Annotated in this window: 17 protein-coding genes and 2 pseudogenes; 12 read left to right on the top strand and 7 right to left on the bottom strand. The window is 55.6% G+C overall.

Features of this window, described 5'->3' with window-relative positions:
- Positions 1–63: 63 nt before the first annotated feature.
- Positions 64–2,817, bottom strand: a complete 2,754-nt coding sequence (locus VGR81_07130; protein ID HEV2288707.1) for a glycoside hydrolase family 3 N-terminal domain-containing protein — start codon at positions 2,815–2,817, stop codon at positions 64–66.
- Positions 2,818–3,044: 227 nt separating this feature from the next.
- On the opposite strand from VGR81_07130, the gene VGR81_07125 reads away from it, so the two are divergent.
- The 3 genes and pseudogenes from VGR81_07125 (at position 3,045) to VGR81_07115 (ending at position 6,367) form a co-directional block, all read left to right on the top strand.
- A complete protein-coding gene (locus tag VGR81_07125; protein ID HEV2288706.1) occupies positions 3,045–5,480 on the top strand; it encodes an exo-beta-N-acetylmuramidase NamZ domain-containing protein in 2,436 nt (811 codons plus the stop codon).
- A 5-nt stretch (positions 5,481–5,485) separates the two neighbouring features.
- Positions 5,486–6,136, top strand: a pseudogene (locus VGR81_07120) (hypothetical protein).
- A 108-nt stretch (positions 6,137–6,244) separates the two neighbouring features.
- A pseudogene (locus VGR81_07115) lies at positions 6,245–6,367 on the top strand (BtuF-related (seleno)protein).
- 412 nt (positions 6,368–6,779) lie between these two features.
- Here the strand turns inward: VGR81_07115 and VGR81_07110 are convergent.
- Both VGR81_07110 and VGR81_07105 read right to left on the bottom strand, forming a co-directional pair.
- Positions 6,780–7,577 carry a hypothetical protein gene (locus VGR81_07110; protein ID HEV2288705.1) on the bottom strand — a complete coding sequence of 266 codons (798 nt, stop codon included), beginning with the start codon at positions 7,575–7,577 and terminating at the stop codon, positions 6,780–6,782.
- On the bottom strand, positions 7,567–8,502 hold the full coding sequence (locus VGR81_07105; GenBank protein ID HEV2288704.1) for a BadF/BadG/BcrA/BcrD ATPase family protein: 936 nt from the start codon (positions 8,500–8,502) through the stop codon (positions 7,567–7,569). The genes VGR81_07110 and VGR81_07105 overlap by 11 nt, the downstream gene beginning before the upstream one ends.
- Before the next feature lie 96 nt (positions 8,503–8,598).
- Here VGR81_07105 and VGR81_07100 point away from each other — a divergent pair, with 96 nt between their 5' ends.
- The 7 genes from VGR81_07100 to VGR81_07070 all read left to right on the top strand — a co-directional run bounded on the left by VGR81_07100 (position 8,599) and on the right by VGR81_07070 (position 14,747).
- Positions 8,599–10,056, top strand: coding sequence for a sodium:solute symporter (locus VGR81_07100; protein ID HEV2288703.1), 1,458 nt, complete (start codon positions 8,599–8,601; stop codon positions 10,054–10,056).
- Complete coding sequence (locus tag VGR81_07095; GenBank protein HEV2288702.1) at positions 10,053–11,450, top strand: amino acid permease; 1,398 nt, start codon at positions 10,053–10,055, stop codon at positions 11,448–11,450. Before VGR81_07100 ends, VGR81_07095 begins: the two co-directional genes overlap by 4 nt.
- 153 nt (positions 11,451–11,603) lie before the next feature.
- On the top strand, positions 11,604–11,915 hold the full coding sequence (locus VGR81_07090) for a PilZ domain-containing protein (GenBank protein ID HEV2288701.1): 312 nt from the start codon (positions 11,604–11,606) through the stop codon (positions 11,913–11,915).
- Between the two features lie 29 nt (positions 11,916–11,944).
- Positions 11,945–12,499, top strand: a complete 555-nt coding sequence (locus VGR81_07085) for a hypothetical protein (protein ID HEV2288700.1) — start codon at positions 11,945–11,947, stop codon at positions 12,497–12,499.
- Positions 12,500–12,574: 75 nt separating this feature from the next.
- Positions 12,575–13,165, top strand: a complete 591-nt coding sequence (locus tag VGR81_07080; GenBank protein HEV2288699.1) for a hypothetical protein — start codon at positions 12,575–12,577, stop codon at positions 13,163–13,165.
- Between the two features lie 139 nt (positions 13,166–13,304).
- The gene (locus VGR81_07075) at positions 13,305–13,964 is read left to right on the top strand and encodes a MarC family protein (protein HEV2288698.1); all 660 of its coding nucleotides are present in this window, start codon (positions 13,305–13,307) and stop codon (positions 13,962–13,964) included.
- A gap of 174 nt (positions 13,965–14,138) precedes the next feature.
- Positions 14,139–14,747, top strand: a complete 609-nt coding sequence (locus VGR81_07070; protein ID HEV2288697.1) for a methyltransferase domain-containing protein — start codon at positions 14,139–14,141, stop codon at positions 14,745–14,747.
- A 19-nt stretch (positions 14,748–14,766) separates the two neighbouring features.
- Here VGR81_07070 and leuD read toward each other — a convergent pair whose 3' ends face one another.
- From leuD to VGR81_07050, 4 genes are all read right to left on the bottom strand, one after another.
- A complete protein-coding gene (gene leuD / locus VGR81_07065) occupies positions 14,767–15,408 on the bottom strand; it encodes a 3-isopropylmalate dehydratase small subunit (GenBank protein HEV2288696.1) in 642 nt (213 codons plus the stop codon).
- A gap of 200 nt (positions 15,409–15,608) precedes the next feature.
- Positions 15,609–15,803: a hypothetical protein gene (locus VGR81_07060; GenBank protein ID HEV2288695.1), complete on the bottom strand. Its 195-nt coding sequence runs from the start codon at positions 15,801–15,803 to the stop codon at positions 15,609–15,611.
- Between the two features lie 10 nt (positions 15,804–15,813).
- On the bottom strand, positions 15,814–17,229 hold the full coding sequence (leuC, locus tag VGR81_07055) for a 3-isopropylmalate dehydratase large subunit (protein HEV2288694.1): 1,416 nt from the start codon (positions 17,227–17,229) through the stop codon (positions 15,814–15,816).
- Positions 17,230–17,785: 556 nt separating this feature from the next.
- Positions 17,786–21,085, bottom strand: coding sequence for a DUF3857 domain-containing protein (locus tag VGR81_07050; GenBank protein ID HEV2288693.1), 3,300 nt, complete (start codon positions 21,083–21,085; stop codon positions 17,786–17,788).
- 201 nt (positions 21,086–21,286) lie between these two features.
- On the opposite strand from VGR81_07050, the gene VGR81_07045 reads away from it, so the two are divergent.
- Positions 21,287–21,655: a hypothetical protein gene (locus VGR81_07045; protein ID HEV2288692.1), complete on the top strand. Its 369-nt coding sequence runs from the start codon at positions 21,287–21,289 to the stop codon at positions 21,653–21,655.
- Positions 21,656–21,886: 231 nt separating this feature from the next.
- Positions 21,887–23,404 carry a serine hydrolase gene (locus tag VGR81_07040; protein ID HEV2288691.1) on the top strand — a complete coding sequence of 506 codons (1,518 nt, stop codon included), beginning with the start codon at positions 21,887–21,889 and terminating at the stop codon, positions 23,402–23,404.
- Positions 23,405–23,432 lie beyond the last annotated feature (28 nt).

Raw genomic sequence — 23,432 nt, 5'->3', positions numbered from 1 at the left:
CAACCACGGCGTCAACATGGATGGAACGTGCGAGGATTGCGACGTGCCAGTCATCTAGGGATCCTACTTTTCTTTGGCGGCTAAAACCAGCGCTTCAAGGACAGCGTTGTGCAGGGCCGGGCGCACTTCGCGAATCTTGTCGTTGGACGCGAAGGGATGAACCCGATTCGTGAGCAGAATGACAAACAGCTCTTTTTGGGGGTCGATCCATATTGAGGTTCCCGTGAATCCATTGTGGCCGTAGCTCTGGGGAGAAAAATAAAGCCCACTGGACGAATTTTCGGTCGGGACGTCCCAGCCAAGCGCTCGAGCCGAATTGCCCACGTGCACGCGCCTCGTGAATTCGCTCGCTATAGCGCGCGGAAACACTCGCCGATGCGCATACACACCGCCGTTCAGCATCATCTGCGCAAAAATGGACAGGTCCTGAGCTGTAGAGAACAAACCCGCGTGCCCTGCGACTCCGCCCATCGCGAAAGCATTTGCGTCATCGACTTCGCCACGCAAATGCCGTTTGCGGAAAGCGGCATCGTCTTCCGTCGGCGCAATCTGCAGGCGCAAGTTTCGCGGCGGCGAAAACCACGAATGCTCCATCCCCAGCGGGGTGAAAATCCTCTCGTTCGCCAATTGATCAAGAGTTTTGCCCGAAATCCGCTCGACGATTTTCCCAAGCAGCATAAAGCCCAGGTCCGAGTATTCGATTCTCGTTCCCGGCTCGGCGATCAGCGGCTCCATGCAAACAAGTTTCAGCACATCTTGCGACCCCTTCGCGGTTCTGTAAAATTCACGATGTGCTGGCAATCCTGAGGTGTGCAGCAGCAAGTCGCGCACGGTCACCTTCTCGCGTAGCTTCACATCAGGGCCGTTTCGCCATTCGTTCAGGTAACGCGAAATGGGTGCGTGAATGTCCAGCAGCCCTTTGGCGGTGAGCACCATGACAGCAGAAGTTGTCACGACAGGCTTCGTCAGGGATGCCAGGTCATAAACCGTCTGGGTGCTTACTTTGGCAGCTTTCTTGTCGTAGGTCAGTTTCCCAAACGGATGTACAAGCAGTTTTCCCTGATGCCCAACGGCGAGCACGCCTCCTGGAAACGCACGTTCCTCTGTGGCGCGCTTCAAAATATCGAATGCTGGTTTCAGTTGAGTATCGATTGCGGCTCCCGCGCATTCGAGCCGCATAGGGTTTGCCGCGAGTTCCATGCCGTCTCCCGGTTTTGCAACTCCTGGAATGCGCACGGGTACTTTGCCGCGAATATCAATTTGTCCAAACATCGCCCGAACCATCGCTCGCTGGACCACATCTTGCGTTCCAAATCCGGCAATCCACGTTTTCACATTCGCAAAGTGCCCCACGACGTAAGGGCTGCCGAAGCAAGCAACGATCGAAGATTTTCCTGTGCTCAGCACTTTGTCGATTAGTGCAACCTGCGCCATCGGAAGATCTACCGAACCTTTGCGATCCGCGACACGGACGAACACGGCCACGATAACGACATCATAAGTTTCCGCGCTAGGCAGTTGCGCAGTGCCAGCCAGCGCATATTTCGCGTCCGCGCGCATAACTTGCAATTCACTCACCCGCTCGCGCAATTCACTCTCGATCAGTGCACCCGGATACGGATCGGGGTCCACGGAAATAACAATAAGCAGCGCGCGCAGTGCCCGCCTCGCATCGAGGGGCAGCAGCCTCTGGCCGTCGCGCAACAAAGTGATTCCACGATCAGCAATTTCCTGGGCAGCTGCTTTATATTCCGGCCTGCCAATGGCAGCACTGAGTTGATTTAAATCAACCATTCGTCGCTTGTCGAGGTTCAGCCGCAGTTTCCCTCGCAATATTCTCCGCACGGCCTCATCCACTCGGCCCAGCGGCAACTCGCCCGACTCGACCGCTCGCCGGAGTCCCTCGATGGCCGCATCCGGGTTCGGAGGAATTAGCAGCATGTCGATGCCTGCTGCAATCGCGCGTGCGGCAATCTCCGCAGACGAACCAATTTTTGTTATCCCGCCCATATCGAGGGCGTCCGTCACAGCAATTCCTGCAAATCTCAGATCCTTTCGCAGCACGTTCGTCAGCACGCGACGCGACACTGTTGCCGGCACATCTCCCTCAGGTTCCAGTGCTGACACAGCGAGATGTCCTGACATGATCGTCGCGACGCCCACGTCAATTGCTGCGCGAAAAGGAAACAGGTCAATCTTATTCAATTCATCGAGGCGGTGCGGGACCACAGGCAGTGCCAGATGCGAGTCCACGCTCACGTCGCCGTGGCCGGGAAAGTGTTTTGCCGTTGCCAGAGCACCGTTCTCCTGAACGCCACGCACATATTGCGCCACAAATTCCGCAATGCGCTGAGGATCCTCACCAAATGACCGAGTGTTGATGATCGGATTTTCGGGATTTGCATTGACATCCGCGACGGGCGCGAAAACCCAGTTCACTCCCGCTGCCAGTGCCTCGAGCGCAGTGATCTTGCCGACCGTATATGCATTGTGCGCATCCCCTGTGGCCGCAACTGCCATTGCAGTAGGGAATGCCGTTCCGTCCGACAGTCGCATCGCCGTGCCGTTCTCAAAATCAGCGGCAACAAGCAGAGGAATTTTTGCCACTTGCTGGAGCTCATTGGCCAGCGCCGCCGTCGGATACGCTTGGCTGCGCTCGATTCCTGTCGGAGTGCGTCGCGCTTGCACCATGATCCCACCGACATGTTTTTCTCGGACTAACCGCAAGAGTTCTTTATATTCAAAGCTCTCGACCGAAGTTAGTCGGCCCCAAAAATTGACCGTCACGAGTTGCCCGAGCTTCTCCTCAAGCATCATTCTCTTCAGCGTCGTTTCAACCCATTTTCCCCCGCTTTGCGCCTTGGGTCGCTTCGTTATTTTCTTTTTTCTGGCAGTAGTGCGTGGAGTCATGATCGCATGAGTGTAAAATCAATTCGATTCAGGGTGCCGCTCGTTCTCCTGGCGCGCATTCAACCATTGACGCTTGCATGTTGCGGCTGTATATAGCACACGGTTCTATGGCACACAATAAATCCACTCGATTGATGTTTCAAACTCGCATCGTTGCTTTTTTCTCATTTGCCGCCCTCGCTGTGCAACCCGTGTTAGCGCAGGCGCGGAAGGCAAAAACTCTTGCGCAGGTGAGAAAGCCTGGCGCGAGTCTTTCCGTCCTCGATTCAATCCTCAATGATGCTGTTGCCCACGACGAAATTCCCGGTGCCGTCCTACTCGTCAGCCATCGCGGCCGCGTTATCTATCGCAAAGCCTTTGGCTACCGTGCGCTGATTCCTCATCGCGAGCTCATGACCGTCGACACGATTTTCGATCTCGCTTCACTCACCAAACTTTTTGCCACCACGCCCTCGATTATGCGCCTTCTTGAGCGGGGCAAGATTCGCCTCAATGATCCGCTCGTGCGTTACATGCCCGAATTCGCCGGGAATGGCGCAGACGACGTCAAATCCCAAATCACAATTCGCATGCTCCTTACCCACACTTCCGGCTTTGCCCCCGATCCGCCTCTTTCCGCTGCGCTTCTGGGCGAAGGCGCACTTATGAAGGAAATCGACACCGAGACGTTGATGGCCCCTCCCGGCGATCGCTTCATTTATAGCGACACGAATTTCATTCTACTCGGCGAGCTCGTAAAACATCTCACCGGCAAGCGCCTCGATGAATACGCGGCGGAAAATTTTTACAGGCCGCTTGGCATGATGCATACTCGTTTTTTGCCACCCGCATCATGGATTCCGCGAATTGCACCCACCGAAGAAGTCGATCTCCCGCCCGGAGCGAAGCCTGGTTCGGGTCTTGGGCACGTCCTGCGCGGTGTCGTCCATGATCCGCGATCGCGTGCTATTGGAGGCGTGGCCGGTCACGCCGGACTTTTCTCCACCGCCGATGACATGGCAATTTTCTGTCAGATGCTTCTGGATGGCGGCCGCATCCCGGGCCGTCCAGGTCACATTTTTTCAGCGGCCACGGTTCACAAAATGACGACGCCGCAAACGCCTCCTTGGAGTCCCAACGTTCGCGGCCTCGGATGGGATATCGACACGGCCTATTCCTCGCCGCGCGGAGACCTTTTCCCACTCAGCTCCTATGGCCACACAGGTTTCACTGGCACATCCGTTTGGATCGATCCATCAAGCCAGACTTTCATCATTTTGCTGACCAACGCTGTCCATCCCTATGAGCGTCCAGCGATATCGAGCCTCCGCGCCAAGGTGGCTACCGTCGTCGCCGCGGCCCTCAATGTGGGCGAAACTCATGACTTAACTTCCGAGGTCGAGCGCAGCATCTATACCGTTCGCCCCTACGGCCTCGACGGTATTTACCATCGCAGCGACCGAACGTCCACCGGCATCGACGTCCTCGAGCAGGAAAATTTCGCACCGCTCGCAGGCAAGCGCATCGGCCTCATCACCAATCAAACTGGCGTTGACCGCGCCGGTAAGCGCACGATTGATGTTCTCGCACACGCTTCTGGTGTGAAGCTTGTTGCCATTTATAGTCCCGAGCACGGCATTTTCGGCAAAGCCGATTCAAGCGTTTCTTCGACCACGGACGCTGCCACCGGCCTGCCCATTTATAGTCTCTACGGCGAGACGAGGCGTCCCACTCCCGAAATGCTGCAGGGTATCGATGCCCTTGTGTACGATATTCAAGACGCGGGCGTGCGTTTCTACACCTTCATCACCACGATGAGTTATGCAATGGAAGCGGCTGCGCAGCACCACATCTCATTTTATGTTCTCGACCGTCCCGATCCTCTTGATGGCATCACCATTGAGGGCCCCATGCTCGATCGCGACAAATTGAACTTCGTCGGCTATTTCCCTATGCCCATTCGCTATGCGATGACGCTGGGCGAGCTCGCACAAATGTTCAACGCCGAAAACAAAATCGGTGCCGACTTGCATGTCGTCGCCATGAAGGATTGGCATCGAGAGGATCCTTTCCAAACGACGGATCTTGCATGGATCGCACCTTCTCCCAATCTGCGTTCACTCAACGCCGCGCTTCTCTATCCCGGCATAGAAATTCTGCAAGCAGGTGGCGTTTCCGTCGGTCGAGGCACCGATACTCCATTTGAACTCTTCGGCGCGCCATGGGTTAACGCGTCTCAGCTCGCCGATGAGCTCAATCACGATTTTGTCCCTGGCGTGCGTTTCGTTCCTACGCAATTCACGCCAACCTCCGGCCTTTACGCGGGCGAGTTCTGCCAGGCGATTTCACTCGTCATCACAGATCGCGCATCGCTGAATTCCATGCTCATGGGCTTGCAAATCGCCGTGGCGCTGCACAAGCTCTACCCGGATCACTTTTCGCTCGACAAGATGATCGAGCTAATCGGCAACGCCGACACTATCGCCAAACTGAAATCTGGAGAGGCGCCTACCCGCATCGTATGGGATTGGCAGGATAATCTCGACCAATTTCGCAAAATGCGCGCGAAATACCTGATTTACCCCGACTAAATCGCATGGCCGTACCGCGCAACGAAGCAAATCAGAGTAAACCAAAAGCCTGGCTTGCCTGGAGCAGCGGAAAGGATAGTGCGTGGTCTCTGCATGTTGCGCGCCAGCGCGGCGATTTAGAGGTCGTCGCCCTGCTCACCACTGTGAATCGCACCTACAGTCGCGTCGCCATGCACGCGGTGCGTGAAACGCTCCTCGAAGCCCAAGCTGCAGCTGCGGGATTACATCTCGTGAAAGCTCCCATCCCCTCGCCGTGTCCCAACGAAGTCTACGAGCACGCCATGGCTGCTGCCCTGTCTCAAGCTCGCGCTGAAGGTGTGACGCACGTCATCTTCGGCGATCTTTTCTTGGAGGATATCCGCAAGTATCGTGAAGAAAATCTCGCGAAATGCCACGTGATCCCTGTATTCCCTCTTTGAGGCCGCGATACCGAGTTTCTCGCGCGCGAAATGATTGCTGATGGCCTCCGCGCCTATATTACGTGCGTCGATCCGAAGAAACTCGATGCCAGTTTCGCAGGCCGCGCTTTCGATTCGCAATTCCTGGCCGACCTGCCTGCCTCTGTGGATCCGTGTGGCGAAAATGGAGAATTTCACACTTTTGTCTGTGCCGGCCCGATGTTTTCTGCTCCAATCTCTGTAGAGGCCGGTGAAGTTGTCCATCGCGACGGCTTCGTCTTTGCCGACTTCTCCCGGTTTCAACCGCACGCGCCTTACCTTGAACTTGAGCCGCGAACCCCGCGAAGGCAAACTCGCACTAAGCGCATCGTCTCGCTTCTTTCCTCCGCAACGGAAATTTTCTATGCACTCGGCCTCGGCGATTCTGTTGTTAGTGGCACGCATGAGTGCGATTTCCCGCCCGAGGCAGTCGGCAAGCCACCGTTGATTCGTCCGCGCGTCGATCCTTCCGCACCGCCTGCGGAACTGGATCGCCAAGCACGAGAGCTCGTCGGCCGTAGCAAACTATTTTGGTGGAATCGCTCGCACACTGGAAGGTTGTTGATCCAGGCAGGAGATATTCTCTTCACGTCCGTTCGCGACGAGTTCGCAGTCAATTTCCTGCGCCGTGCGAATCGCATCGCTGCGTTTAGTACCGGAAGCTTCCGCACAGTGCGAACGCCCGTGAAAATCAACGCACACCTGGTAGCGGTAAACGCTTTGATGGAATGATGAATACGCGAGCAGTGCGACAAAAATCACTCCCGCAATCACGATGTACCATTTCATATTCACGCGCTTCGCCGTTCCTGCCATCTTCTCTCCTTTCTACCGCACACCTCGCCGAGGAACCGCACCGGAGTCATTTTTCGACGGTTCGATGTGATTCTTTAGCCCCTCCTCGTCGTGCAACTTCTCGTCGAATGTACCTGCGCAGATTCTCCGGCAATGTCGCAGCCGCCGAGAGTTCGTGCAGATCGCGCATCGTAATGTCGGGCAAAAATCGCATCACGGCAGCAAGCGGCGCTGCGGGATGCCGGATGAGCGCCATGCGGACATTATATTCGCATGACCATCGAGGATGTTTCGCTATGGATGCGACCACGCGCTCATGCACCCCAGTGCGCGCTAGGACACGGAGGATTTGCGCTTCGTTGAGAAACGGATTATTCAGTGCCAGGGAAGCCGCTTGAGGATGCCCCTCTCCAAGAATTCCGCATGCCACTCGCGCCGTCCCACGCCGTGCCAGCGTCAGTTTCTCTCCAATCGGCAAGTGCGGAAGCCGCTGCAAGAGGACCTCTTCCGCAAGCCGTCGAATTTCTCCCGGCACCGAGGGCAGCAAGCTCACCTCGACCAAATCAAAGAGAAAAAGCTGTCGCAGTAAGGTTATCGCGATGCGCCGCGGGCAGTGCGGATGCCTCACCATACGCACCCGGACGCCTTCATTTTTCTTCCACGAAGGATGCTGTGCGATCGCCCCTAGAATGGACTGCGTCAATTCCAGCCGTTCGAGCACAATGCACACATCACTCTCTGTCAAATTCGGATTTGTGAGAATGGCGGTCAAAATCTCTTCGTTTGTTTCGTGAAGAAATGCTCGCAGGGCGTCGCTCGACGCTGTCTTCGCCTCGTGGATTTGCCGCTTTGAGTCAGGCTCCATGCGCCGCGACGTTTCCGAGACTCTTGCGGGCCATTTCAGCAGCAGCTCGCGCCGGTGAAATGCGTAGCGATGCTGGCCGCGCGCCCGGTGCGACCCGCATGATTTCGTCTTCGAGCGCCGAATCGAAGCGCGTCGAGTGTCCGAATGCTCCGCCAGATTTCACCAGAGAAAACACCTGCTCCCTCATGCCCAATTTCTCGATTACACTTTGCGCCAGTGTCGCTAGCGATTTCGCCGAAGTCGTCAAAATTTCTTGCGCCATCGCGTCTCCTTCATCCGCGGCTTCACGCACGACCGCAAAAAGCTGAGGGAAAATTTTGTCCGCGCGCCTCGCGACCCGTTCGATCAGCACGTCCCAGTCGCGCGCCTTCTCCGCGAGAAGAATTTTCTCGGCCAAACTCGAAGCGGGCGCTGCGCTGTCCCGTGCACGAAGTGCGGCGTAGACGGCCCGACGTCCAATATCGTACGCGCTGCCATCGTCTCCAATCCACGGACCCCAGCCGCCGGCCCGCGCATATTGTCCGCCGGAATTCCTCCCGCACGCCGCCGAGCCTGTCCCTGCGATCACAACAATCCCGGCGTCTTCGCCTAGTCCGGCTTCCAGTGCAATCTCGATATCCGTCGTGACGCGAATCACCGACTGCGGGAACGCATGGCTGAAATACGACTGAACTCGCCGCGCGACACGCGGTCTTCCCGCGCCAGCAATTCCCGCGCAGAGCGCCCGAACCGATTCCGCTCGCTCATGCGCCTCTGCAAGCGCACGCTGTGCAGACTCGCCCAGCACGCCGCACGCCTTCGCAAAACCGGAACGCAGTGGATTCGCTCCCCCTCCGCGCGCTTCACTCAAAAGCCGGCCCGTGCCGTCGATCAGAACACAATCCGTCTTAGTTGCTCCCGCGTCGAAACCGAGGAAAATCGCCATGGCCTTACTCGCTCCTTCCACTTGCGGCAACTCTTACCTTGCTTGACACTCGCGAGACAAGCCAGTTAGCATCGGCCCCTTTCACCGGCATCGCCCATGCGCATCGGCACAATCGATCTTGCCATCATCGTTCTCTACCTCGTCGGCGTCACGGTATTCGGTGCTCGCTACCGCCGTGGCCAGCATACCATCCGTGATTATTTTCTTGGCGGCCGCACCGCTCCGTGGTGGGCCTTAGCCTGCTCCATCGTTGCCACGGAAACTTCCACACTCACGATCATCAGCACGCCCGGCATCGCTTATGGCGGCGACATGGCGTTTCTCCAGCTCGTGGTGGGCTATCTGGTGGCTCGCGTCATTCTCTGTATTATTCTAATACCACAGTATTTTCGCGGCGAGTTTTATACTGCCTACCAGCTCCTTGAAAAACGCTTTGGCGCTCGCACGAAATCCGCCGCCGCAAGTATTTTCGTCGTCACCCGCGCTCTGGCGGAGGGCGTCCGCTTTGCGGCCATCGGAAAAGTTGTCAGCATCATCCTGGGCACCGGCGATCGCGTCTCAGTCCTGGTAATCACTTTGCTCACCCTTTTTTACACATTCCAGGGTGGCATGCGCGCCGTCATTTGGACCGACGTGATGCAATTCTTCCTGTACATTGCAGGTTCCGTCGCCGCGTTTTTCCTTTTGCTTCATCGCATTCCGGCTGCCTGGCCAGGAGTCGTTCATGCCGCCGCGGCCGCCGGCGGCAAACTGCGCATCTTCGATTTCCATTTCAGCCTTACGCAGAGCTACACGTTCTGGTCCGGTGTGATCGGAGGAACATTTCTCACCATGGCCAGTCACGGCACGGATCAAACCATGGTTCAGCGACTTCTTGCCGCGCGCAACGAGCGCGACAGCAAGAAAGCTCTGCTCGCAAGCGGAGTGATTATTTTCTTTCAATTTGCGCTGTTCCTCGTCATCGGCGTGATGCTATTTGTCTATCGGCAGCACATACCCTTTGGGATTCCCGGTAATGATCCAGATCGCATCTTCCCTGAATTCATCGTCACGCAAATGCCCGCGGGCCTCGTCGGCATCGTCCTCGCCTCAATCTTCGCGGTGGCTATGTCCAATGCGAGTGGTTCGCTCAATTCTCTTGCTTCTTCCAGCATGATCGATTTCTCAGCCTGGCGCGGTGTTTCCGCGTTTGACCCTGACAGACAATTACGCCACTCTCGTTGGTGGACGGTTTTTTGGGGTGCCCTCCTCGGCCTTTTCGGCTTGATTCACTGGGGGCCTGTGCTCGTCGCCGGCCTTACGATCGCCTCAATCACATACGGAAGCCTGCTCGGAGCGTTTCTGCTCGTAATTTGGAATCATCGCGCCACCGCCCGCGGCGCCATCGTGGGCATGTGTGCTGGTCTTCTCGGCATGATCGCTGTCAAACGTTTCACTCCGTTGGCCTGGACGTGGTACGTTCTTGCTGGCACGCTCATCACCTTCGCTGTCGGCTCGCTTGTGAGCGCAACGAGAAAATTGAGTTCCGATCCCGGCACTGATGCCGCCTTATGAACACAAACGCTAAAAAGCCGCTCGATTTGGTCCGTGACTTGAGCCTGGTGGCCGCTGTCGCCATCGTCATCGGTCAGACGATCGGCACCGGCGTCTTTATCGTTCCCGCAGAGATGGCACGATCGGCAGGCTCTGCGAGTTTGGTCACGTTGGTTTGGATCATTGCTGGCGTGCTCACACTTTTTGGCGCTCTGAGCGCAGCCGAGTTGGGCGCAGCGATGCCCGAAGCCGGCGGCACCTATGCGTACTTGGATCGCGCCTATGGGCGCGTCTGGGGATTTTTGTACGGCTGGATGAATTCCGTTCTGGGTGGTCCTGTAGCCATCGCGACAATTTCAGCAGGGTTCGCCCGTTTCGCAGGCTTTCTTTTCCCTGCATTGGCCGCGCCAATATTCGTCTGGCATGTTCCACTGTTGGCGAGCCATTCGGTTCCACTCGCCATAACCTGGGCTCAAGTCATTTCCGTCGCCGTCATCATCGTAGTCACGCTGGTGAATTGTTTGAGCGTTAAACTCGGCGGCGAAATTCAGATTACCCTCACAGTCATCAAAATCACCGCAATTCTTGCCGTTATCGCATTGGGGTTTGCGTTCGCACGTCATGCAAATTCCCATCCATTTCCCGGCCCGGGATCGAACGTCGCCAGCATCTCCGGTTTTCTCACGGCCATGGCTGCTGCGCTCTGGGCCTATGACGGCTGGGCCAATCTCACTATGGTTGGCTCCGAGGTCAAGGACCCTGGTCGCAATATTCCGCGCTCACTTTTCGCCGGAGTTCTGGTGGTTTGTGCACTCTACTTGGGAATGAGCGCCGTCTGCTTCTACGTCCTACCTTTCGCCAAAGTCGCCTCTTCACCCTTTGTCGCTGCCGACGTCGTCGCGAAGGCCATTGGCCACAATGTCGCTAGTTGGATCGCCATTGCGACTATGCTCTGCGCGCTCGGTTCCATCAATTCCTCAGTGTTGACCAACGCGCGCGTGGATTACGCCATGGCGCGCGACGGATTGTTTTTCCGTGCCGTCCGCGGCGTGCATCCCAGGTTTCTCACGCCCGTGCCCGCGCTTTTCTTTCAAGCTACCATCGCTTCTTTGCTCGCTCTCACGGGAACATTTGAGCAGCTCGCCAACCTCTATGTCTTCGCACAGTGGATTTTTTATGGCCTGCAAACTGCAGGTGTTATTTGGTTGCGGCACAAAGATCCCAGTATGATGCGGCCTTACAAAACCTGGGGATATCCCATCATTCCGATCCTTTTCGTAGTCGGTGCCATTGCTCTTACCGTGAATTTATTGATCGCTATGCCCATTCGTTCCTTCATTGGCCTCGCGTTGATTCTCTCGGGGTTGTTTTTCTATCGTTCCTGGTCCGAACAACTCCGCACTGGTTCACGATAGATATTGCCCGGGGATGTCGCTATGTTATGTGCCTTTGGCTCCGGTAATTATTACTCACAAATTGTTGATAATCATTGACACCCCACAGGTGCGCGCATAGCATCACTTTCGAGGATTCTCTGGGGCGCTAATCTTACCTTTAGTGGTGGATGAGTGGACGGATCCGAGCGGCGTCGTCACGAGCGCTACGCTTGCAAAGCCACGGTGCAAATCGCATGGGGTAACGTGACGATCAACGCTACCTTGCGCGATATCAGTCTGTCCGGAATGTACTTGGAAACCCAAGAGCCGCTTTGGGCTCGCGCGGAATTTTCCGCGCGCGTTCTGCTTCCTGAAGTTCTCAATGTAAAATGTATCGTGCGCCGGGCCGTTGCCAATTCGGGGATGGTGGTTGAGTTTACGGGGATGAGTCAGGAATCTAGAATGAATCTCAATCATCTCATCTGGAAACTTTCCCATCCGTGACCCATTGTGCCAACTGCGGAGCCGACCGCGTGGCCGACATTTGCGGTCATTGCGGCTTGAACTCCATCGAGGCCGGCCGTTCGGTCCGCCGTGACCTTGTCAATCGCTTGGGTATTTTTCTCGTTGGTGCCATCGCATTTTTCGTTCCTTGCGTCCTTTATCCTCCATTGGAACTCGATGGTATTCTCATCTTTATCGGCGTCGTATTTTTCGCGACGGTTGGTCTTGCGATGTGGGTTGAACGTCTCTCGATTCGCGGCCAGGAAATCGAGTTGCTCAAACGCATCTTCCGCGCTCTCGTTCCAGTTCCGTGGTTGCTTGGCGCGCTGTTATTCATCAATGGCTCGCTGGACCATTCTTCCCCGCAGAATCACGAGACCAGCGTGATCAGCCGCTTCGCCATGCCCGGTCTTCTGCCGATGCACCAACTTATCGTAGATTCCTGGCGCGACGGCCGTGGAGTCGAGCGCATCGCTGTCTCGCGCCAGGATTTCGACCGCTTCCGCGAGGGCCAGCTGGTCGAAGTTCGCGTCGAGGGCGGCTTCGTCGGCATTCCCTGGATTTTCGGCATCTACGACCAGTAGTTCCTCATCGTGCACGCCTCCCGCTGTGGGCTATCTCCCATGCTGTTTATCGCGATAGATTAGATGCAGCTTCGAATGCGTCTACCCGACTCGTTCACAGAACGCATGCCTTTCTTGGATGCTCTCGCGGATGACTGGAATCCTGTTGCGCGCTGGTCGCTCGCCGTCTGGTTGATTTTCTATTTGTTGTTTTTGTATCAGGCCTATCGCCATCAGGGTCCTTTACTCATGATCGATGTTGTTTTCGTCCCCATTCACGAAGGCGGGCATCTTTTCTTTCGCTGGTTCGGAAGCCAATGGCTTTACATCGCCGGTGGCACGTTCATGCAGCTTTTTGTTCCATTTGCCCTCGCGGTCTATTTTGCGTTCAAGCGCCATGTCACCGGCACAGCATTCTGCGCCTTTTTTTTCTTTGAACAGTTCTTGCCCATCGCGACCTATATGGCCGATGCTCGTACTCAGCAACTGCCATTAGTCACGGCAGGTGACAGCGGCTACATCATTCACGACTGGTTTTATCTTTTTTCTAGCGTCCACGTTGTCAATCACGATACGCAAATCGCCGCTGTCGTTCGCGCACTCGGCTGGTGCGGCATGTGCGCAACGCTCGCTTGGCTGTTATGGCGCGGCCGTTCCGCCTGGTCGCCATCAAGCGAGAGATCGTAAGCATAAATCACCCGCCGCGATGTGATTTTTTTATAATGATGGCTGTGCGACTATACACACGGGCGCGAAAATGCTACGTTTGCGCTCGGCAAATTCGCTGCGCGACATGAAATAAAGACGACACAAGGGCGATTCGCAGATGCCACATTCCCTAACCCAATTCTTCGAATTCGCGCTCCTGGCTCTCACGTCTATCTTTTTCCTTGTAGATCCGTTCGCCGTGATTCCGCTTTTCCTCTCGATGACCGTTGATTTTCCGGAGAGTGAACGCCGTCGCATGGCGCAGCGCTCCGCATTGACCTGCGGCATTGTCCTCTGCACATTCGCGCTCGCTGGCAGTTTAATCTTCAAGCTATTCGGAATCACTCTCCCCGCCTTCCAAATCGCTGGCGGAATCATTCTTCTCCAGATCGGTATTGATATGCTGCAGGCAAGACAATCCGGCCAGCGCACCACTCCGGAAGAAACTCAAGAAGGCTCAGCAAAAGAAGACGCGAGCATTATTCCGCTCGGAATGCCGATGCTCGCTGGGCCGGGCGCGATTTCCACGGTGATGGTGCTTATCGGGGAATCGCACACATGGTGGCAACATGGTGTTGTCTACGCGGCAATCACCATTTCATCGATAGCTGCATTTCTGGTTTTAGCGGGTGCGGATCGTGTGGGGCGCTATATGGGCCAAACGGGAATTCGCATTCTCATGCGCCTCATGGGTTTGCTTCTCGTAGCACTGGCTGTGCAATTCGTCGCCAACGGCCTCATCGATTTCGGCCTTCTTAAACCTCCCATCCCGCAATAGCGGTCTGCGCAGAGGAGCCTCCCCTTGGATTGCTGCGCGATGCGAATATGAACTTGCCAAGAAAAGCGGACTGCCGCCAACGCGCACTTGGTGTATATTGCAAGCTGTTGTGGATGTAGAGTCTGGAACCCCGGCTCCCAGATTTGCGTATATTAACGCGTGGATCGCCGACACATGAGTTTTCGCGTATTCGCTGCGGAAGCGCTGGCTGACTTCTATACGACGGCAGCCATCGCGCCGAGTTCATCGCATCTCGCTTCCGCCATGCTCGCACCGCTGGATTTCACGCGCGCGCGTGTCGTTCTCGAATTGGGCGCGGGAACGGGCGCCATCACGCAATCCCTGCTCAATGCGTTGCCGTCATCCTCCACTTTGATCGTCTTCGAGATCAATCTCCGTTTCTGGCGGCATTTGAAAAGGAGCTTCAGAGACCCCCGGCTGGTGCTTATCAATGCGAATGTCGCCAACATGGATGCCGAGCTGAAGCAGCGGGGCTACGAACGGGTCGACGCGGTAGTCTCGTCGCTCGGACTGGGCTTTATGTCCGAGGACCAGCGCCAGACCATTTTCCAGCGCCTCATGCCCTTCGTGCATGAAGATACAATCCTCACGCAATACCAATACATTCATGGACTGCAGTTCGCCAACGGGCGCCTGCGGCGGTTAAGTCTGCGGCCAACGCTCAGCCGCTATTTTCGCTCCGTGCAATCAAAAATAGTCTGGCGAAATCTTCCGCCCGCCTGCGTTTTCACCTGCAAGATGGCTGTTGCTTCTCAGCATTAAAAAAACCGAGAACAAAAATTCACTTCGGTTCGGAATAGAACTTGATGTCCACCGGATCGATCATGTGCGGGATGGGGAGGCCGCGTTTTTCGTAGGCGGCGATGTCGGCTTCGTGCTCGAGCGTCAGGCCGATGTCGTCGAGGCCCTTGAGCAAACAGCGCTTGCGGAAGGGATCGATTTCGAAAGAGCGCTGAAAACCTTTGCCGTCACTGACGGTTTGATTTTCCAAATCGACGGTGAGCGTGTAGCCTTCGTTTTTTTCGATGCGCGAAAAAAGTTCATCCATGTCGGCATCCGAAAGCGTGACGGGCAGGATGCCGTTCTTGAGGCAGTTGTTGTAAAAAATGTCCGCGTAACTCGGCGCGATGATGGCGCGGAAGCCGTAATCACCGATGGCCCAGGGAGCGTGTTCACGGCTGGAGCCGCATCCGAAATTCGCGCGCGCCAGCAAGATCGAAGCGCCTTTGTAGCGCGGCTTGTTCAGCGCAAAATCGGGATTCGGCTTTTCACCGAGTAAATAGCGCCAGTCGTAAAAGAGGACGCTGCCGTAGCCTTCGCGCGTCAGGAATTTCAGGAATTGCTTGGGCACCATTTGGTCCGTGTCGACATTGACGCGGTCCATCGGCGCCGCCAAGCCTGTATGTTTTGTGAATGGTTTCATTCTGCTCTTTCGTCAAATCTCATATCATTCACTCGTGAGCTTCCGAAGGATGGACTTTGCGAGTCCTTCATGGATTTCATTGTGGCGCGGCACTGGTTGAGATTTTTTCGTCTTAGGATTTGTGTGCCAATCATGGCTCCCGCCGTGTCGAACAAGAACGCAGCCACGCTCCTCGAGCTTCCGTACGAGATCGCGTCGCTTCATTCGGTGACAACTAACTCTTCCACCTTGCGAATGTAAGGAACTTCACCCGATTCGATATCGCCAAGCAAATCCTTGAGATTGCTGACCAATTCCTCTTTGGATTCTCCTTGGGTTTCATAGTCGGGATAGTCGTTCAGAAATCCCAGGTAATAGTTGCCATCTTTCCAGTATGTGAACTTCAATGTTTTCATAAGCGGCTCCTCAGTTTCCGTTGCGCCATTTGCGGACGTCGACGAAATGGCCTTCGATCGCTGCTGCGGCGGCCATGAGAGGGCTGACGAGATGCGTGCGGCCGTCTTTGCCCTGGCGTCCTTCGAAATTGCGATTCGATGTGCTGGCGCAGCGTTCGTGCGGCTGAAGAACGTCGTCGTTCATGCCGATGCACATGCTGCATCCGGCGTCGCGCCATTCGAATCCAGCGGCGACGAAAATCTTGTCGAGACCTTCCTCTTCGGCTTGCGCTTTCACGCGGCGCGAGCCCGGAACAACCAGCGCCTGTTTCAAAGATTTTGCGACGTGCTTTCCGGCAACGAGCTTCGCGGCCAGACGGAGATCCTCGAGCCGGGAATTGGTGCAGGAGCCGATGAAAACGCGGTCGAGCGAAATGTCGGTGATGGGCGTGCCGGGCTTCAAGTCCATGTAAACTAGGGCGCGCTCGGCGGCTTTGCGGTCGTTTTCGTTCGTGAAGAGGGAGGGGTCGGGAACACGCTTGGTGATGTCCGTGACCATGCCGGGATTCGTGCCCCAAGTGACCTGCGGAGCGAGCGAGGCAGCATCGAGCTCAACCGTTTCGTCGAATTTCGCACCGGGATCGGACGGCAAAGTTTTCCAGTATTCCACACGCTCCTGAAAATCTTTTCCACGCGGGACAAAGGGTCGGCCTTCGAGATATGCGAAAGTCGTTTCGTCCGGCGCGACCATCCCGGCGCGCGCGCCGCCTTCGATGGACATATTGCAGATGGTCATGCGCGCCTCCATCGAAAACGCGCGAATTGCTTCGCCAGTGTATTCGAAAACGTGGCCGTTGCCGCCGGCGATCCCCAATTTTCCGATGATCGCAAGAATAATGTCCTTCGACGCGAGGCCGTTGCCGAGTTTCCCTTTCACATCAATGCGCGTGGTTCTCGATTTGAATTGCGATAGGCACTGCGTGGCGAGCACGTGCTCGATTTCGCTGGTACCGATGCCGAAGGCAAGCGCGCCCATCGCACCGTGCGTGGAAGTGTGGCTGTCGCCGCAAACAATCATGAAGCCCGGCTGCGTGATTCCCAGTTCGGGTCCGATGATATGCACGATGCCTTGGTTGTGGCTGTGCATATCAAAAAGACGGACGCCGGTTTCAGCACAATTTTTTGCGAGGGCCTTAAATTGTCCGTTGGCATCCGCATCGAGGACAGGAAGGTCACGATTCTTCGTGGAGACGGAATGATCCATCACGGCGAAGGTCAATTCCGGGCGGCGGACTTTGCGGCCAGCAGCCTTAAGCCCTGAGAAAGCTTGAGGAGAAGTGCCCTCGTGGATCAGATGGCGGTCGATATAGATCAGGGAGGGCTGGCCGGGAACTTCGCGAACGACGTGAGAGTTCCAAATCTTCTCGTAAAGAGTGAGCGCAGACATAATTTTATAATCCTATTGTAACAGGCGAGTAATTCGCCGCCAATGCGAAACGATTTGGACGAAGGAGGAAATCCGGGCGTTGCAAGAGACTCGAGAAGACGCACGGAACGAAACTGAGCGTAAAAACGGCAAAACGAAATAGGGTGCGAAATGTGGCGATTAGAAATTGACCGAGCCTTTGTTTTCTATAAGTTACGGGCGATTCTAATTTCAGACGTGTGGCGATTAGAAATGGCAACTTGCGATCCCCTGCGGACGGTTTTCCGCTTTGAAGGCAGTTCAAGCCCCGATGCCAGAATCCAAGCCAAAGAGCCAACGACTGCGAAAAACGGCACCTAGAGACAGAGTGGAATCCTGCAAAGTGCACAGGCAAATGCGTGACCGCTAGGGCGGAGTCTGCCGCGCGCGACGACGCGGAGGGCTTGGCTGCGACTGCTGCGGCACGGGCTGTGGGCATGTCCATTTGTCTCACGGCACCTCACTAAGAGGCTAGCACTCTCGAAATAGAGGTCAAGAGGGAGTGGTCGTGGATTGGGACGGCGGTGGGTGCAGTTCGCTATTGCAATTGGGAGGAAGAAGCGACAGTTGCAAGGATGGCTTGGTCTCCCGGAAGTGGGTCGAATGTGCACGAATTGGTAGCGCTCGAACACGCAAGAACGCCGCGAAGGATCAGTTGGGTCGCCTGAGTGACGGGGAAATGATACGGAAACTTCGCCTTGAGAAGTAAAGCGGAGTAATTTCTCAGTGCGGCAGTCAGCTTGGCATCAGCCGGTTTTGATGGATCGCTAACTACAGAAATGAATTTGACATCCCCAACTTCTGCGCTTAAGCCATCCGATCCTTGCAACGGAGTGCCTGCAGTGAGAAGAACCCAAAACTCGGCGGAGCCGTCGAGCTTCTGCGGATTGGCAATAGTGATCTCACGGCGCTGGTCGGCGTGGGCGAAGGAGATTGCGGTATCAGCACGACTTTCGCCAACAAGTTTGGCCAGACGGCCGCGCGTGTCGACCGGCGGATTCGGGTAAGTTAAAGCCAGCGCGTAGGCATGAATTGCATCTTCGCGGCGGTTCTGTTTTTCATAAATTTGCCCGAGATGATCACCGATGCTCGCATCGTCCATGATGAGCCAGGCAGAGAGAATATAACTCTCCGCCGCCGTCAAATTGCCTTGCTTGAACTCGATCCAACCCATGGTGTCCCAGAAGGTTGCGATGACTTGCACCAGACCAACCTGTGTGGGGCCGACGGTGCCGAGCGAGGCGGCGTTCAATTGCGCTTCGATGGCGCGAATGGAGTTTTCAGAATACTGCTGCGCGATATCGAGATGGGAATTGTTGTCGGCAAGATAAAAGGCAACGTTGTTCCAGGTCATTGGGGAAGGCGACTTTTCCAGCGCGACATGGAAAGCGGCGAGAGCCGCATCATCCTGATGCAAGCCGAGATCGGCGGAGCCCAGACCCACGTTGAGATTGAAATTGTTGGGAGTGATTTTCAGAGCTGTCTGAAATTCCTTTTGGGAGGCTTCGTATTTTTTCTGTTGAAGATAAAGGCCGGCGAGATTGGCGTGCGCATAGCGATCGAGCGGATTGACCTCGATTTGCTTCTGGAATTGCAATTCGGCTTCATCGTAGCGACCGAGCCCTTCATAGGAGTTGCCAAGATTGTTGTATGCGAAGTCGTCATACGGATTCTTTGAAATGGCCTTCTGTAGCGCGGGGACAGCGTCGGCGTAATCTCGCATTTCATTATATACGTGGCCGAGGGCGTTCCAAACGTTCTTGTGGTCGGGATCTTTTGCGCCCGCCGCAGCAAAAAGCTGGGCTGCATGAGCGTAGTTCCGGCTGTTTTCTGCTTCGAAACCCGCATTGTAAAGGTCGTCAGCAGACATCTCCGCGGGAATCGCGCCAGAGCCCGGGGATGAATTGGTGAGGGCGAGCTTCTGGTTTTCGTCCGAGGTGACGGCGTTACGAAAAGCCTCAAAATCGTTGTAGCGCGAGGAAGGAAGCTTGGCGTTGCGCAAAATCAGATGGCGCTCGACCATGACGGTGTTGCCGGACAGAGAATAGTCGGACTCATATTCGCCGTAATCGCGAGTGACGTGAATGGGGACCGAAAGGGCAACTTTGATTTGCGAAGGGAATATGATTCTCCAGAACTCAGTTTCATCATGAATGACGCCGAGCTTGAGCGGGTCGGTAGAACCTTCGTCGGGTTGATCGACATCGTTAAGATCAATACCGTGGCCGGGAAGAGAAAACGCGATGTCTTGTTTACTGAGGTCGATAAAGTTGTAGGTTGAGAAACTGATGTCGATAGCGATGGGTTGGTCGAGATCGTCGACGCCCGTGAAGTGAAAATCACTCACCTTCGGATCCTGCGCGGCAATCAATTCCTTCAACAGGTTTTCAGCGACCTTCTGCCAGTAATTCTGCGGGACGGTACGGAGAACGCCGCGCGTCACGACTGCAAATTCGCCAGTACCGGAGAGTTCGAGGGTACCTTGGAAACCGCCGATGGAATCGACTTTACCTCCCAGCTTGAGGTCAAGCTCGGGCATGAAGGGAGGATTTTGAGGAGTTTCTTCGAGAGCAGAGGTTGTGGCGGAGGGAATCGCCAGGGCTTTCTTGTCGAGAAGCTGGGGCAACAAGAAGCCGAAGGGCGAGACGCCGGGGGTGCTATCCACCCAAACGGGTTTGCCGTCCAGGACGACGATGTTAATGAGATGATCGAACTGCGCAGGAGAGGGGATGTCTGGATCAATTTTACTCGATGAATTAATGAGAACTGGATACGATTGAATTTTTTCGGCAGCGAGAAGGGCCTCGAGGAGAGTTGCCTTGTCTTTGCAATCGCCATACTGATTGGAGAGAACGTCTGCGGCAGGATGAGGCTGGTAACGGCCGACGCCGAAGGAAAGGCTGACGTAACGAATATTTTTTGAGACGTAGTCGTAGATGATCTTGGCTTTGGCGAGATCGGTCGTCTGTCCCTTTACCAATTCATCTGCTTTGGCACGGATTGCATCAGTGACAGCAGCACGAGGCGCTTCCAGGGTCGCATACCACTGGCCGACCCGCTGCCAACTGGCGAAAGTCGAAATCTGTACGTCGGGAATCTCGGGAGCTCTGTTCTTGTTCGTCTTTTTTGTGGTGTCGCCGGAGTCGTCGGGACGCTTGGTGAAGGAAGATTTCCAAGTGTAGATGCGACGGTCGCCCTGATCTTCGATTTTAGGTGGAGCGATGCCGTTTGAAGTCTTGATGTGAATCTCACGGTCGCGCGGGACGTTGGCCTGAAATGATTCGTCGAGCGTGATGTAGGTTTTGTTCGCATTCCAATTGATGAAAAACTGACCGGGGACAATGGGTTGAACGGAGTCCGTGTGGATTTGATATTCGAGTGTGTCACCGACGCCCAGATCGGGGACCGTGACGTGTACCTGACGAATGTCCGTATAAACGGGGGCAATGCGCTCGACGGGCGAGCTCAGGTCCTGCACGGCATCGGACCCGGCAGTCACCACATGACCATCGGGTTTGGTGACACGGATGAATACAACATGGATCTTGTCCGTGGAAGCGTTGTATTCGAACATCAACTGGCCCCAGTTTTGCACGGCTTGGACGCCCTGGATGCGAATGCGGGCATACTGGTCTTCGACACCTGAGCCGTCATTTTCAAAACGAAAACTGATGCGCGCCTGTTCGACGACGGCGGCTTCCTTGCTGTAGTCCGGCGGAGCAGCTTTCGTCGAGCCCGACGAGGGAGCTTGCGCGGGAGGTTGCTGCGCGCGAACCGCTACTGAAGAAGAATAAGCGACAACCGCAGCGAGGAGAATCCCAGCTAACCTAGATTTCATGTTGGCAGGAGAGTAACGCAGAGTAGCGTGCGATTGCAATATCACCAGCGTACCAGAAATAATAAGGAGTCCTCAAAGTATGTCTTGCGCTATCTGAGAATGGCGCGCAAGTGGACAAATGGCTGAAGGTGTGCAAGAGTATCAGTGAATTCGGCCTACAAACGACCGATAAATGTCTTAGGCTGAGGAGGATGCAGAGACATGATCAAGCGTGCAGTATTGTCGTTGGGAGTATGTTTGCTTGCGGCAGGGGCTGGTCTGGCGGCACAGAAGGCTCAGACGGCCAAAACAACGTTCCGCGCTGGCTACGTCATGGATGCCAAGTGCGCGCCGATGGGTATGAAGATGGCGACGAACGAAGCGTGCATCAAGAAGTGCGTCGCTGGCGGGTCAAAGCTGGTGCTCTACGATAATTACACGAAAAAGATCTATCAACTCGATCCGCAGTCGGCGGTTGCCGAGCACGCGTCGCATCATGTGCGCGTCTACGGGACGGTCGATGGGGATACGATCCATGTGACTTCTGTGAAGATGATCATGGCCAAGACGGCGGCCAAACCAGCAAGCTGAAGCGAAATTTGAAAATTGAGAAAGCGGAGCGGGCAGGACTTCGGTTCTGCCCGCTTTTATTTTTGGCAGAGTGGAACTAAACGACTGGACCTTGTGCTGCACAGCGCTTGCCGACAGGATTATGTGCGTTTCGCACGTTATTGACGGACTTTGGCCGGTTTCTTTCGCGCGACGGCCTTCGTGCGGACTCTGTGATAACATGCGCGCTCTTATGCGAATAGGAGAAGAGGAATGACGAAACAACTGGCTCGCGTGATCTCGCTTGTGGTGTGCTTCCTGGGAATTTCGGTCGTGACGCAAGCGCAAGGCGACGCGGCGCTATGGATCTCGCTCGACAGCTTCATCACCAACGCGATGAAGCAATACAAAGTTCCGGGAATGGCGATTGGGGTTGTGCAGAATGGCCGGGCGGTGTACGTGAAGGGCTTTGGCGTGCGGGACATCAACACGCAGCAACCCGTGACGCCGGAGACGCTGTTTGATATCGGCTCGTGTACGAAAGCGTTCACGGCGGCTTCGGCGGCGATTCTCGTTGACGAAGGGAAAATGCACTGGGACGACCGAGTGGATGACTACATTCCCTGGTTTCATTTATACGATCCGCTGGCGGATGAAAACGTGACCATGCGGGATTTGCTGACACATCGCACAGGAATGGGCGGGACGGATTTGCTCTGGTATGGCTCGACCTTTTCGCCGCCCGAGATCATTCGCCGGGTTCGCTACATTCCACCGGCGGCTGGATTTCGATCGATTTTTCAATACCAAAATGTGATGTATGCGACGGCCGGCTATGCCGTAGGAGAAGCGAGCGGAGGAACGTGGCAGGATTTTGTTCGCGAGCGCATTTTCGAGCCGCTGGGAATGCGCGGAGCGGATTTCAGCGCCGTGGACGCGCAGCGGGAGACGGATCATGCCACACCGCACATGAAGCAGCCGGACGGGACCGTGGCCGTGATCCCGTGGCGGAACATCGACAACGTTGCGCCCGCCGGATCAATCAATGCCGGCGTGGGGGACATGGCGAAGTGGATCGCGATGCAGTTGAACGACGGTGTGGCGAATGGGAAAAGATTGATTTCGGAGAAAAGCATGAAGCAAATGCATACTCCGCAAATCGTCGTACCGCAGGGCGGCGAATTCGACCTTTTCTTTCCGAAATCGATGCAATTGACTTATGGGATGGGTTGGTTTATCGGCGACTATCGCGGACACCAATTAGTGATGCACCCTGGGGATATCGATGGATTTGCTTCGCTGGTCGTGCTGATTCCGGAGATTCATACAGGCTTCGTGATTCTGAGCAATCTCGATCATAATCCGGTGCGCGCGGGGTTGGCATACCATTTGATTGACCAGTTGCTGCAGCTTCCCGACGAGGACTGGACGGCGCATTTCGCGAAAGTCGCGGCGACATTTGCGAGCGAGGATGAAAAGGAGACGCAGGAGTGGGAAGCAAAGCGAAATCCTAACGCGAAAGCCACGCACGACCTGGCAGCGTATGCCGGAACGTATCGGAATAAAGCGTACGGCGACGCCATTGTTTCCGTGGATGGCGATCATTTGACTCTCCAGTTTCATTCCGTCCGAGCGGCACTGACGCACTTTCAATACGACACATTTGTGGCGAACGCGGGCGACCTGGGAGGCGTGACGCCGGTGACGTTCAACCTTGACGACGATGGAAATGTGGCAAAACTAGCGACGCTGGGTTTGGATTTCGAGCGCGTGGCAAATGCGGGGAACTGATGTGCAGCGAGATTTCTGAGCATGCAAT

The organism is Candidatus Acidiferrales bacterium, from assembly GCA_035934015.1.
Lineage (GTDB): Bacteria > Acidobacteriota > Terriglobia > Acidiferrales > UBA7541 > DAHUXN01.
This window is presented reverse-complemented; position numbering and strand designations above follow the sequence as displayed.

Coding starts and splice junctions, on each gene's coding strand:
- VGR81_07130 (HEV2288707.1), bottom strand. CDS start 2,817: ATGATGCTTGAGGAGAAGCTCGGGCAACTCGTGACGGTCAATTTTTGG.
- VGR81_07125 (HEV2288706.1), top strand. CDS start 3,045: ATGTTTCAAACTCGCATCGTTGCTTTTTTCTCATTTGCCGCCCTCGCT.
- VGR81_07110 (HEV2288705.1), bottom strand. CDS start 7,577: ATGGAGCCTGACTCAAAGCGGCAAATCCACGAGGCGAAGACAGCGTCG.
- VGR81_07105 (HEV2288704.1), bottom strand. CDS start 8,502: ATGGCGATTTTCCTCGGTTTCGACGCGGGAGCAACTAAGACGGATTGT.
- VGR81_07100 (HEV2288703.1), top strand. CDS start 8,599: ATGCGCATCGGCACAATCGATCTTGCCATCATCGTTCTCTACCTCGTC.
- VGR81_07095 (HEV2288702.1), top strand. CDS start 10,053: ATGAACACAAACGCTAAAAAGCCGCTCGATTTGGTCCGTGACTTGAGC.
- VGR81_07080 (HEV2288699.1), top strand. CDS start 12,575: ATGCGTCTACCCGACTCGTTCACAGAACGCATGCCTTTCTTGGATGCT.
- VGR81_07075 (HEV2288698.1), top strand. CDS start 13,305: ATGCCACATTCCCTAACCCAATTCTTCGAATTCGCGCTCCTGGCTCTC.
- VGR81_07070 (HEV2288697.1), top strand. CDS start 14,139: ATGAGTTTTCGCGTATTCGCTGCGGAAGCGCTGGCTGACTTCTATACG.
- leuD (HEV2288696.1), bottom strand. CDS start 15,408: ATGAAACCATTCACAAAACATACAGGCTTGGCGGCGCCGATGGACCGC.
- VGR81_07060 (HEV2288695.1), bottom strand. CDS start 15,803: ATGAAAACATTGAAGTTCACATACTGGAAAGATGGCAACTATTACCTG.
- leuC (HEV2288694.1), bottom strand. CDS start 17,229: ATGTCTGCGCTCACTCTTTACGAGAAGATTTGGAACTCTCACGTCGTT.
- VGR81_07050 (HEV2288693.1), bottom strand. CDS start 21,085: ATGAAATCTAGGTTAGCTGGGATTCTCCTCGCTGCGGTTGTCGCTTAT.
- VGR81_07045 (HEV2288692.1), top strand. CDS start 21,287: ATGATCAAGCGTGCAGTATTGTCGTTGGGAGTATGTTTGCTTGCGGCA.
- VGR81_07040 (HEV2288691.1), top strand. CDS start 21,887: ATGACGAAACAACTGGCTCGCGTGATCTCGCTTGTGGTGTGCTTCCTG.